General features: G+C 65.9%; 11 protein-coding genes and 1 pseudogene. 9 read left to right on the top strand and 3 right to left on the bottom strand.

Features of this window, described 5'->3' with window-relative positions:
- Positions 1-46: 46 nt before the first annotated feature.
- Together F0Q04_RS05280 and F0Q04_RS05275 are read left to right on the top strand one after the other, a co-directional pair.
- Positions 47-1,531, top strand: a complete 1,485-nt coding sequence (locus tag F0Q04_RS05280; RefSeq protein ID WP_182344826.1) for an AMP nucleosidase — start codon at positions 47-49, stop codon at positions 1,529-1,531.
- Positions 1,532-1,719: 188 nt separating this feature from the next.
- Positions 1,720-3,426, top strand: coding sequence for a tannase/feruloyl esterase family alpha/beta hydrolase (locus tag F0Q04_RS05275; RefSeq protein WP_182344824.1), 1,707 nt, complete (start codon positions 1,720-1,722; stop codon positions 3,424-3,426).
- A gap of 116 nt (positions 3,427-3,542) precedes the next feature.
- On the opposite strand, the gene purT is transcribed toward F0Q04_RS05275, so the two are convergent.
- Positions 3,543-4,772, bottom strand: coding sequence for a formate-dependent phosphoribosylglycinamide formyltransferase (purT, locus tag F0Q04_RS05270; protein ID WP_116927755.1), 1,230 nt, complete (start codon positions 4,770-4,772; stop codon positions 3,543-3,545).
- Positions 4,773-4,925: 153 nt separating this feature from the next.
- Between purT and F0Q04_RS05265 the strand changes: the two are divergent.
- The 6 genes and pseudogenes from F0Q04_RS05265 to F0Q04_RS05240 form a co-directional block, all read left to right on the top strand.
- Positions 4,926-5,813: pseudogene (locus tag F0Q04_RS05265) on the top strand (3-hydroxybutyryl-CoA dehydrogenase); the annotation flags it as partial.
- Between the two features lie 35 nt (positions 5,814-5,848).
- Positions 5,849-6,223 (top strand): hypothetical protein, encoded by a 375-nt coding sequence (locus F0Q04_RS05260; RefSeq protein ID WP_116927753.1) that lies wholly within the window; start codon positions 5,849-5,851, stop codon positions 6,221-6,223.
- Positions 6,224-6,256: 33 nt separating this feature from the next.
- Positions 6,257-7,060: an HpcH/HpaI aldolase family protein gene (locus tag F0Q04_RS05255; protein WP_182344822.1), complete on the top strand. Its 804-nt coding sequence runs from the start codon at positions 6,257-6,259 to the stop codon at positions 7,058-7,060.
- Between the two features lie 158 nt (positions 7,061-7,218).
- On the top strand, positions 7,219-7,689 hold the full coding sequence (locus tag F0Q04_RS05250) for a MarR family winged helix-turn-helix transcriptional regulator (RefSeq protein ID WP_182344820.1): 471 nt from the start codon (positions 7,219-7,221) through the stop codon (positions 7,687-7,689).
- A gap of 42 nt (positions 7,690-7,731) precedes the next feature.
- Entirely contained in the window at positions 7,732-8,151 is a 420-nt protein-coding gene (locus F0Q04_RS05245) for an organic hydroperoxide resistance protein (protein ID WP_027010425.1), read from the top strand.
- Between the two features lie 118 nt (positions 8,152-8,269).
- Positions 8,270-9,322: a serine/threonine protein kinase gene (locus F0Q04_RS05240; RefSeq protein WP_182344818.1), complete on the top strand. Its 1,053-nt coding sequence runs from the start codon at positions 8,270-8,272 to the stop codon at positions 9,320-9,322.
- An 8-nt stretch (positions 9,323-9,330) separates the two neighbouring features.
- On the opposite strand, the gene F0Q04_RS05235 is transcribed toward F0Q04_RS05240, so the two are convergent.
- Positions 9,331-9,816 (bottom strand): hypothetical protein, encoded by a 486-nt coding sequence (locus tag F0Q04_RS05235; RefSeq protein ID WP_182345554.1) that lies wholly within the window; start codon positions 9,814-9,816, stop codon positions 9,331-9,333.
- A gap of 214 nt (positions 9,817-10,030) precedes the next feature.
- On the opposite strand from F0Q04_RS05235, the gene F0Q04_RS05230 reads away from it, so the two are divergent.
- Positions 10,031-11,242, top strand: a complete 1,212-nt coding sequence (locus F0Q04_RS05230) for an MFS transporter (protein WP_232539511.1) — start codon at positions 10,031-10,033, stop codon at positions 11,240-11,242.
- Positions 11,243-11,244: 2 nt separating this feature from the next.
- Here the strand turns inward: F0Q04_RS05230 and F0Q04_RS05225 are convergent, their stop codons facing one another.
- A complete protein-coding gene (locus tag F0Q04_RS05225; protein ID WP_021024941.1) occupies positions 11,245-11,973 on the bottom strand; it encodes an exosortase H-associated membrane protein in 729 nt (242 codons plus the stop codon).
- Between the last annotated feature and the right edge of the window lie 70 nt (positions 11,974-12,043).

The following is a 12,043-nucleotide window of genomic DNA, read 5'->3' as shown; positions in this document are numbered from 1 at the left end:
CCCTGATTTGTCATGCCAGGGCCCAAAAGCAGATGCACAATGGTGCATGACCTTTACCAAACCTGCCTTTACCGCACCGACCAGCCACCGCACGGCTTCCTCCGCGCTGGCGCAGGTCCAGGCCATCTATGCCGAGCAAATCGGCTTTCTGCGCCAGGCCATGCAACGCTTTGTCGCGGGCGAAACCCCGGCCGCCCCCTACCGCGCCTGCTATCCCTTTGTGCGCCTGCACACGCGCACCGTGGCCCGGGCCGACAGCAAGCTCGCCTATGGCTTTGTCGAGGGCCCCGGCCACTACGAGACCACGCTGACCCGCCCCGACCTGTTTGCCAACTACTATGCCGAGCAGTTCCGGCTGCTGATCGAGAACCACGGCGTGGAGCTGGAAGTGGGCACCAGCAGCCAGCCCATCCCCATCCATTTCTCGTTTGCCGACAACGACCATATCGAAGGCAAGCTGAGCGCCGAGCGCCGCATGCTGATGCGCGATGTGTTTGACCTGCCCGACCTGCATGCGATGGACGATGGCATCGCCAACGGCACCTGGGAGCCCAAGCCGGGCGAGGCGCATCCGCTGTCGCTGTTCACCGCGCCGCGCATGGACTACTCGCTCCAGCGCCTGCGCCACTACACCGGCACCCTGCCCGAGTGGTTCCAGAACTTTGTGCTGTTCACCAACTACCAGTTCTATATCGACGAGTTCATCCGCCTGGGCCGCGCCGAGATGGCCAACCCGGACAGCGAGTACATCGCCTTTATCGAGCCGGGCAATGTCGTCACCCGCCGCCAGGGCTTGGCGCCCGAAGCGGTGGACGCGCTGGGCAACCCGCCCCCGCGCCTGCCGCAGATGCCCGCCTACCACCTGGTGCGCGCTGACCAGTCGGGCACGACCATGGTCAATATCGGCGTGGGCCCGGCCAATGCCAAGACCATCACCGACCATATCGCCGTGCTGCGGCCCCATGCCTGGATGATGCTGGGCCACTGCGCCGGCCTGCGCAACAGCCAGCAGCTGGGCGACTATGTGCTGGCCCATGCCTATGTGCGCGAGGACCATGTGCTCGACGAAGAGCTGCCGCTGTGGGTGCCCATCCCGGCGCTGGCCGAGATCCAGGTCGCGCTGCAGCAGGCGGTGGCCGATGTCACCCAGGTGCCCGAGGACGACCTCAAGCGCTTCATGCGCACGGGCACTGTGGCCAGCACCGACAACCGCAACTGGGAGCTGCTGCCCGACAACACGCCCCAGCGCCGCTTCAGCCAGAGCCGGGCCGTGGCGCTCGATATGGAAAGCGCCACCATTGCCGCCAATGGCTTCCGCTTTCGCGTGCCCTACGGCACCTTGCTGTGCGTGAGCGACAAACCGCTGCACGGCGAGATCAAGCTGCCCGGCATGGCCAACCACTTCTACCGCGAGCGGGTGGACCAGCATCTGCGCATCGGCATGCGGGCGGTCAACATCCTGCGCGAAGGCGGTGTGGACCGCTTGCACAGCCGCAAGCTGCGCAGCTTTGCCGAGGTGGCTTTCCAGTAAGCAGCGCGCCAAGCGGGCCCTTGCCAGCGGGGGCCCTACTCCAATGCCAGCACGACCGTGCTGGCTTTTTTACTTATGGGGAACTACCTAACTGCAAACCCTGTGGATAACTGTGGGCGTCACTTCCACAATGGTCGGCGGGCCGTAAAGAAGCCTTTGCGCCCGCACCATAACAACCAGGAGACACCGTGACCACAACCATCCTCCCACCCCTGCGGCGCTTTATCCCTCTGACAGCCGTCGCCAGCGCAGTCCTTGCGCTGTCCGCTTGCGGCAGCGGCGGCTCCCACAGCTTCAACTTTGACGAGGCCAGCCTGGCGCTGGCCAAGCAGCAGGTGGCGGCCAGCCAGATCGGCCTGCCCACCAGCGGTGCCACGGTGACCTCGACCGAAACGCCAACGGCCGCCAGCGGCGCGCAGCCCCCGGCCTCGGTACGGGCCAATATCTCGATCGCCCCAGTCGACCCCGGCGCCCCGGCCATCAAGATGGGCCTGCTGCTGCCCAAGGAGTGGAACGGCAAGGTGGTGATGGTGGGCGGCGGCGGCTACAACGGCGTGATGCCCAGCCTCTACACCTACCCGGCCGCCCCCGCCAGCCAGGGTGCCTACCCGCTGCTGAACCAGGGCTATGCGGTGTTTGGCAGCGACTCGGGCCACCAGGCAGGGGCAGCCGGCAGCCGCGATGGCAGCTTTGGCACCAATGACGAAGCGGTCGCCAACTTCTCGGGCGCTGCACTGAAAAAGGCCAGCGACGTGGCCGATGTGCTGGTGACGCGCTTTTACGGCAAAAAGCCGGACAAGCGCTACTTCATGGGCGGCTCCACCGGCGGGCGCGAGGCGCTGGCCGTGGCGCAGAAATGGCCGTCCGACTGGGATGGCGTGGTGGCCTGGTACCCGGCCTGGAACGCCGCCAGCCTGGATCTGCAGTTTGGCCGCATCAGCCGCGCCTTTGCCCAGCCTGGCGCCTACCCGAGCCTGGGCCAGCGCAAGCTGCTGCGCCAGGCGGCGCTGGAGAAGTGCGATGCGCTCGACGGCGTGCAGGACGGCGTGGTCAGCAATGTGGCCGCCTGCAACAGCCAGTTTGACCCGGCTACCGCTACGCTCAATGGCCAGCCGCTGCGCTGCGCCGGCGGCGCGAGCCAGGAAGGCTGCCTGTCCGATGCAATGATCAGCGCGCTCAAGACCTACAACAGCGAAATCCGCTTCAGCGCGCCGCTGGGCAGCGGCGAGACGCAGTACCCCGGCTTCAACGTCTGGGGCTCGGAGCTGGGCGAGGAAGGCAGCAGCCCGCTGCAGCCCACGGTCAACCTGCTGGCGATGAACACCACCGCGCCGGCCAGCCCCGCGCCGCTCACCGCCCCGTACTGGGCCGTGTTCTGGGACCAGTGGGTGCGCTATTTTGTGACCCGCGATGCCAACTTTGATGCGCTGTCGCTGGACCCACAAAACCCCGGCGCCTGGACCGACCGCATCAACCAGCTCACCAAGTTGCAGGACATCAACAGCACCGACCTGTCGGCCTTCAACAAGCGCGGCGGCAAGCTGCTGATGGCCCATGGCACGGCCGACGTGCTCGTCAGCACCCGCGCTACCGCGCAGTACTGGCAGCGCCTGGAGCAGACCATGGGCGCCAGCGCCGTCAAGAGCTTTGCGCGCTATTACGAGGTACCCGGTTACGGCCATGCGGCCAGCACCGCCTTCAATGCCAACTGGGATTCGCTCAAAGCGTTGGACCAGTGGGTGACCGCTGGCACTGCCCCAGGCGCCCAGGTAGTCAGCGACACCGCTGGCGTGCCTGGGCGCACCCGGCCGCTGTGCGAGTACCCGACCTGGCCACGTTACAAGGGCAGTGGTGATGTAAACCTGGCCGACAGCTATAGCTGCCAAGCCAACTAAGAGCAACGTAACCAAGCCAGCAAAACAAAAGCATCTGGACGCCCTTCTCAAGGGCAGCCAGATGCTTTTTTATCGAATGAATCCAACGCGGTGCTGAGCGTTCGCTCAGCAGCCGCTTACTCCGCCACGCGGGGCTTGACCAGCGCTGCCGCCTTTTTGGCGTTGTCGCGTGCAGCATCGGTACCGGCAGCGCGGGCCAGCGCCACGCCCATGCGGCGGCGGCTAAAGCTCTCGGGCTTGCCAAACAGGCGCACCTCGGTGCCGGGGATCTGCAGGGCGGCATCGACGCCGTCAAACACAATGCCCTGGGCATCCACACCGCCGTAGATCACGGCGCTGGCGCCAGCGGTCTTCAGGCTGGTGTCCACCGGCAGGCCCAGGATGGCGCGGGCATGCAGCTCGAACTCGTTTTGCCACTGGGTGATCATCGTCACCATGCCGGTGTCATGCGGGCGCGGGCTCACTTCGCTGAACCAGACCTGGTCGCCCTTGACGAACAGCTCCACGCCAAACAGGCCCAGGCCGGCGGGCTCGCCGTTCAGGCCGGTGCCCAGGTCGCTGGTGATGGCGCGGGCAATGTCCTGCGCCAAGGTCAGCGCAGCGGGCGCCATGCGCGCGGGCTGCCAGCTTTCCACATAGTCGCCCTGCACCTGCACATGGCCGATGGGCTCGCAGAAATGGGTTTCGATCTGGCCAGCGGCATTCTTGGCGCGCACGGTCAGCAAGGTGATTTCGTAGTCAAAGTCGATAAAGCCTTCGACGATGATGCGGCCGCCCTGTACCCGGCCGCCTGCCATCGCATAGTTCCAGGCCTTTTCCACATCGCCCGGGCCATCGATCTTGCTCTGGCCCTTGCCCGAGCTGCTCATCACCGGCTTGACCACGCAGGGGTAGCCAATGCCGCCATCGATGGCCGCCTGCAGCTCGGCCAGGCTGTCGCAAAACTGGTAGGGGCTGGTGGGCAGGCCCAGGGTCTCAGCCGCCAGGCGGCGGATGCCTTCGCGGTCCATCGTCAAGCGGGTAGCGCGTGCGGTGGGCACCACGCGCACGGTGCCGGCCGCTTCCAGCGCCTGCAGTGCGGGCGTGGCAATGGCCTCGATCTCGGGCACCACCAGGTCGGGCTTTTCGGCCTCGATCAGCGCCGTCAGCTGGGCCGGGTCGCTCATCGTGATGGTGCGCGCGTGGTGCGCCACCTGATGGCCCGGGGCGTTGTCATAGCGGTCCACCGCCACCGTCTCCACGCCCAGGCGCTGCAAGGCGATCAGCACCTCCTTGCCCAGCTCGCCGCTGCCCAGCAGCATGACTTTGGTTGCGTTCTTGGTGAGCGGGGTGCCGAAGGTGGTCATATCAGGTCGTGTCAACAAAGGGGCTGCGGCGCAGCGATGGGGGGCATTTTAGAACCCCCGCCTATCCCCGCGCTCTGTCGCCCAGTTTGTGCCGCACTGCAACACCACCCGCTATGATCTTGGCACCGGGCTTGCCGCAGGCACTGCAGGGCGGGCCCCTCTCCCAGCAACAGGACCCAAGGAAGACAGATGACGATCCAGACCGTAGGCGTAATTGGTGCAGGCACCATGGGCAACGGCATTGCGCAGACCTGCGCGGTGGCCGGGCTGAATGTGGTGATGGTGGACATTTCAGACGCCGCCGTGCAAAAGGGCTTGGCAACGGTGGGCAGCAGCCTGGACCGCCTGATCAAGAAGGAAAAGATCAGCGAAGCCGACAAGGCCGCCGCCCTCGCGCGCATCCAGGGCAGCACCCGCTATGAAGACCTGCAAAAGGCCCAGTTGGTGATCGAGGCAGCCACCGAGAACTACGAGCTCAAGCTCAAGATCCTGCAACAGGTCGATGCGCTGCTGGACCCCTCGGTGCTGCTGGCCTCGAACACCTCATCGATCTCGATCACCCAGCTGGCCGCAGCCACCAAGCGCGCGGACAAGTTCATCGGCATGCACTTCTTCAATCCCGTGCCGATGATGGCACTGGTCGAAGTGATCCGGGGCCTGCAAACCAGCGATGCCACGCACGATGCGGTCAAGGCACTGGCCGAGAGCCTGGGCAAGTCGCCGATCAGCGTGAAGAACTCGCCTGGCTTTGTCGTCAACCGCATTTTGGTGCCGATGATCAACGAGGCCTTCTATGTGCTGGCCGAAGGCATTGCGTCAGCCCAGGACATCGATGACGGCATGAAGCTCGGCTGCAGCCACCCGATTGGCCCGCTGGCTCTGGCCGACATGATCGGCCTGGATGTCTGCCTGGCCGTGATGGAGGTCTACCTGAAAGACTTTGGCGACAGCAAATACCGCCCCTGCCCGCTGCTCAAGGAAATGGTCGCCGCTGGCCAACTGGGCCGCAAAACCGGCAAGGGCGTCTACAGCTACGCCTGATCGCGCGCGCCCGCGCTGCCCAGCGATTCCTCCCCATGCCCGCGCCACGCAGCACCCCGATCTGGAAAAAGGCCCTGCCCGTGGCCGCGCTGGTGCTGGCCCTGGTGGCCTGCCTGGCCGGCTTTCGCCTCTGGAAGCAGCAGCTCGAAGAGGCGCCGGTCGATGCGCTCTACCGCGACTACCTGGCCTATGTGGCCGCCAGGGTGCCGGCCGCCGATCTGCACCTCAAGCGCTACTACCAGCGCTATGGGCGCGACACGGTGGCCGCCAAGCACTTCAAGCCCATCTGCCGCAGCGTGACAGCCATGGCAGACCAGCAGGCGCTGGACCTGGGCGCCAGCGAGTGGCACACGCTGGCCGGGAGCTGCCGCACGCGAATGAGCAGCGATGAGATCCACCTTCTGCCCTGAGCAAACACCTCATCACATACAACAGAGACAAGCATGCCCACCCCCAACCTCTTCAAAAAAGCCATGGCCGCCGGCCAGGCGCAGATCGGCCTGTGGTCGGCCTTTCCCTCGCCCTACATCACCGAGCTGCTCGCCGGCAGCGGCTACGACTGGATCATGCTCGACACCGAGCATTCGCCCAACGATGTGCCCCAGGTGCTGCAGCAGCTCCAGGCGGTGGAGGCGGCCCTGCAGCCCCGCCCGACCAGCGCCGTGGTGCGCCCGGCCTGGAACGATCCGGTGCTCATCAAGCGCTACCTGGACATTGGCGCCCAGACCATTCTGATCCCCTTTGTGCAAAACGCCGACGAGGCCCGTGCCGCCGTGCAAGCCATGCGCTATGCGCCCCAGGGCATTCGCGGCATGGGCGGCTCGATGCGCGCCAGCAACTTTGGCCGTGACCTGCAGTACGTCGACGATGCTGACAAGGAGCTGTGCCTGCTGGTGCAGGTAGAGACCGCGCAGGCGCTGGACCAGATCGAGGCCATCGCCGCCGTCGATGGCGTGGATGGCATCTTTATCGGCCCGGCCGATCTGTCGGCCAGCATGGGCTACCCTGGCCAGCCGCGCCACCCAGTGGTCAATGCCGCGATTGACAACGCCATCACCCGCATCCGCGCTGCCGGCAAGGCCCCCGGCATCCTGATGGTGGACGAGGCCCGCGCCCGCGAATGCCTGGCCCTGGGCGCGCAGTTTGTCGCGGTCTCGATGGACCTGATCCTGCTGCGCAGCGCTGCCGATGCGGTGGCGGCCAAGTTCAAGGACAGCAGCGGCCAGGTGGTGCAGACCGCGTATTAAACGCAAGGCGGCAACCCAGCTGCAATCTGCGGCGCGGCTTGCCTCCCTTTAAAACGAATCCTGGGGCCATGCACCGGCCTTTGCCAAATACCCTGCTTCTGGAATGTGTTTTCACAATTTAGTTGCACGCAATTTAATTGAGAACGATAATTCAACCCATGCCCAACGCCACCCCCGCCACTGCCCACAACGCGCTGCTGCTCGACCAGCAGCTGTGTTTTGCGCTGTACTCCAGCTCGCTGGCGATGACCAAGCTGTACAAGCCCTTGCTCGAACCATTGGGTTTGACCTACCCGCAGTACCTGGTGCTCTTGGTACTGTGGGAGGGCGATGGCTGCATGGTCTCCGAGCTGGGCGAGCGTCTGTTCCTCGATTCGGGGACGTTGACGCCGCTGCTCAAGCGCATGCAGACGGCAGGCTGGCTGCAGCGCCAGCGCGACAGTGACGATGAGCGCCGTGTGCGCGTGTATCTGACGGAGGCCGGCCGCCAGCTGCGCGAGCAAGCCGCTGCCATCCCCGCCTGTGTGCTCGCGCACAGCCAATGCACGGTGCAGGAGCTGCAGGCATTGACCCACCAGATCCAACAGCTGCGCAGCCGACTGGCCGCGCCGCTGCCCGCCGCTTCTTGATGAAGCATGTTTTTTCGTTCCACCCTTGACCAGGAGTTCACCATGGCTACTCTCGAAAAAGTTCTGTACACCGCCCACGCACACACCACCGGCGGCCGCGACGGCGCATCGCGCACCAATGATGGCCGCCTGGATGTGCAGCTGTCCTCGCCCGGCACCAGCGGCCAGGGCACCAACCCCGAGCAGCTGTTTGCTGCCGGCTACTCCGCCTGCTTTATCGGCGCGATGAAGGCGGTGGCCGGCAAGCAAAAGCTCGCCCTGCCCGATGGCCTGTCGATCGACGCCGAAGTGGACCTGGGCCCCATCCCCAACGCCTACGGCATCGCCGCCCGCCTGACGGTGAACCTGCCCGGCATGGACAAGGCCGTGGCCGAAAAGCTGGTGCATGACGCCGACCTGGTCTGCCCTTACTCCAACGCCACCCGCGGCAATATCGACAAGACCCTGACCGTGGTGGTCTAAGTCGCGCAGTTCAACGATTGACGCTCTCCAGTACAGCCGGTGCATGCCTTGCATGCCCGGCTTTTTTTGCGTCCCTGTGGTCAGGATGGCCGTCACAAGAAGGGCGCACAATGGCGGTATGCACGATACCGATGACTACCCGCCCAGCAGCCCCGCGCAGGAGCATGCCTATGCCGCACTCACCCCCGATGTGGTGCTCGACGCGCTGGCGTCGGTGGGCCTGTGGGGCGATGGCCGCCTGAACCCGCTGTCTTCCTACGAAAACCGCGTCTACCAGGTCTGGCTGGAAGACGGCAGCAAGGTGGTCTGCAAGTTCTACCGCCCGGGCCGCTGGAGCGATGCGGCCATAGCCGAGGAGCACCAGTTCTCCCAGCAGCTGGCCGACGCCGAAGTGCCGGTGGTCGCGCCCCTGCAGCTGGACGGCCACAGCCTGCTGCAGCATGGCGGTTTTCGCTTTTCCGTATCGCCCTGGCGGGGCGGGCGCCAGCCCGATCTGGACGACTGGGAGGTGCTCGAATGGGTGGGGCGCTTTCTGGCCCGCATCCACACCGTGGGTGAGGCCCGGCCCTTTGTACACCGCCCCAGCATCAATGCCCAGGACTTTGCCCGCGAGCCCCACGACTGGCTGATGGCCCATGGCGCCATTCCGCCCGGCCAGCGCAGCGCCTGGAGCGATGCCTGCCGCCGCGCCACCGACAAGATCTGCGAGATCATCGATCCGGGCGATGCCAGCGGCCACTTTGCCGCAGGCAGCTACCGCAGCCTGCGCCTGCATGGCGACTGCCACCCGGGCAATGTGCTATGGGTGCCGCCCGAGCACCAGGGCGGCGGCCCGCATTTTGTCGACCTCGATGACACGCGCAGCGGCCCGGCCGTGCAGGACCTGTGGATGCTGCTGTCGGGCGACCGCCAGCAGCAAAGCGCGCAGCTGTCGACGCTGGTCGAAGGCTATGAACAGTTCCGCCCCTTTGACCGGCGCGAGCTGGCACTGATCGAGCCGCTGCGCACGCTGCGCCTGATCCACTACAGCGCCTGGCTGGCGCGGCGCTTTGACGACCCGATCTTTCCGATCCACTTCCCCTGGTTTGGCAGCGAGGCCTACTGGCAGGAGCAAACCCAGATGCTGCAGGCCCAGCTCATCGCGATGGATGAGCCGCCGCTGTACGTTTAAGGAACCGGTTAACAGCGGTTATTCAAGCGGCAGTCGGGCAGCAGTTGCCCATCCGCACCGCGCCACTGCAGGTTGGGATCATGCTCGCCCGAGGGTGGGCTGACCACCCCAGGCACCACCACGCCGGGCTGCACCGGCTGGGCATAGTCCGGTGCAGCGGCGGGGCCAGACGCTGGCGCTGCCGGGTCATACAGCACCGTGCCGGTGCCCACCCCCACGCCCACCTGGGCACCCCCGACGGAGGTGCCGACCCCGACACCTGCATTGCCCGTCACCTGGCCGCGCTGGTTGACCCCCACGCCGACACCGACAGGGCCCAGGCCCGTGCCCACCCCGGCGCTGACCCCGCCACTGCCCACCCCCACGCCGACCGAGAACGGCCCCACCGGCACGCCCACGCCCACATAGGGCGAGCAGGCGGACAGCGCAGCCACGGACAAGGCGGCAGCGGCCGCACGGCAGGGGTGGGAGAGGAAAAAGCGCATGGCAGGCATTCGGATCATGGCTATTTTTAACAGCGATTGCTACACCAGCCTCTGCCGCAAGGGCATTGCATGCAGATGTCCTACGCCCAGCGATGGGCACCCCGACAGCGCGGGGACATGCCGGGCCCGACTCCCTACAATCCAGGCCACCGTCCTTTCAGGGCCAGCCGCTACCCGCCGCTGGCCTGCTGCTGCCACCGCAGCCCAGCCCCAAGTTCTGATCATGAAATACCAATGGCCGCCCTATTTCTGGGTGTGCTTCTCGATGTGTGTCGGCGTCATGGGCACGGCGCTGGCCAGCCCGCTCTACCCGCTCTACCAGGCCCAGTGGCAGCTGCCGCCCAGCGCGATCACCCAGGTGTTTGTGCTCTATATGGCCGCAGCGCTCACCAGCCTGATGCTACTGGGCGCGATCACGACCCGCTATGGTTTTTTCAAGGTGCTGCGCGCGGGGGTGGTGCTGATGAGCGCAGGCGTGCTGCTGTCGGCGCTGGCCTGGAACATGCAGGTGTTTGGCTTGAGCCGCATCATCATTGGCCTGGCCTCGGGGATGATCACCACCTCGGCCTCGCTGGGCCTGACCCAGCTCAACACCAGCGGCGACACGCAGCGGTCCGCTGCCACCACCAGCTTGACGATTGCCTTTGGCTTTGGCCTGGGGCCCATTGTCGGTGGCCTGGTCGCGCAATGGGCGCCTTTTCCGCTGCGCAGCGCCTATCTGCCCTCGCTGCTGCTAAGCGCCTTGGCGATTTATTCGCTGTTCCAGGTGCAGCTGCCGGCCCACCTGCAGCCGGCGCCTGCCAGCAGCAGTTTTGGCCTGCGCCAGCTGATGCCGCGCCTCACCTTCCCCGAACGCACGGCGCTGCGCCGCTACGGCCTGGCGTCGATGGGCGCCTTCTGTGCCTTTGGCATGTTCAGCCTGTTTGCCTCGCTCGCGCCCAGCTTTATGCAAAGCATGCTGCCCTGGCACGGGCCGGCCATCAGCGGGCCGTCGATCGGCCTCATTCTGCTGCTGTCGGCCGCCTCGCAGTATGCCGCCAAGGGCTTTGTCACCCGCAAGGTGCTGATCACCGGCTATGCCGCACTGGCGCTGTGCAATCTGCTGCTGATCGCCAATGTGTTTGCCAGCTCGGCGGCGGTGTTTCTGCTCTGCGTGCTGAGCGCTGCGCTCGGCCATGGCCTGTGCAACCTGGGCGGTATCTCGGTGGTCAACCGGGTGGCGCGGGCTGACAACCGCGCCGGCCTGCTGGCCACCTACCTGGTCATCGGCTATGTGGGCACGATCTTGCCGATTCTGGGGATTGGCTGGCTGTCCGACCAGGTGGGCCTGTCGCGCGCGCTGCTCGTGTTTTGCGCAGTGTTTGCGCTGCTGGCCACGGCGCTGGCGCTGGCCACCTGGCGCACCCCAGTGCCGGTGCCCGCTGCCAAGCACTAGCCTTATTTGCGCGGCGGCAAGGTGATGCTGATCTCGTGCGAGATCTCGGGGCCGCTCTCGGCCGGGCGGATCACCTGCTCAGGCGGCGGTGGGGGGGGCGGCCGCAGCACAGTGGGGCGCGGCGCCAGCTTGGGCTGGATGTTTTTCTTCCAGGCCTCGACCAGCACCTCGTTGACAAACTGGCGGTCCAGCCACAGCCACAGCAAAAACGGCACCAGGGTGGGCAGCACCAGGCTGCCCAGCTGGTAGCCATAGGCGAGCAAGTCCAGCTGGGTCTGCGAGATCTTGAGCAGGCGCAGGTCGAGATTGGTGGCCAGCACCATCTGCATCAGCAAGCTGGTGGAGATGCTGAACGCCTGGAACGGCAGCAAGATCACATAGCCCAGCACCGCGCGCCAGATGCGGCCCTTGCGCCAGGCCGCCAGCAGCAGCGCCAGGAAGATCGGAAATCCGTAGGCATAGCGGCCCGGGTCGCCATCGACCGAGATCTCGGCCCAGCGGCCACCGGTGTTGGCATTGGCCACGCCCACCGAGGTATCCACCTCGATCTTTCCGGGCGCAATATGCACCTGCTTGACCCAGCCCGCGGCCAGGTCCAGCATGCCTTCCTTGGAGATCACCGCCACCGGGTAGCTCATCCACGGCGACAGCTGCACCCACAAGGTGGTCAGCACGATGATGCCGGCAAAGGCCAGCAGCGCAAATCGCTGTATCGGGTTCAAGCGCTTCATCCCTCTTCCTCTGTATCCGCCCTCCTGGGGGCCCTGTGCTTCTTCTCGTGCCTATGGAAAAAAGCCAGCA

Origin of the sequence: Comamonas koreensis, assembly GCF_014076495.1 — a bacterium.
Taxonomy (GTDB): Bacteria; Pseudomonadota; Gammaproteobacteria; order Burkholderiales; family Burkholderiaceae_C; genus Comamonas; species Comamonas squillarum.
Note: the sequence above shows the minus strand (reverse complement) of the source record. Positions and strands in the feature narration are given on the sequence as shown.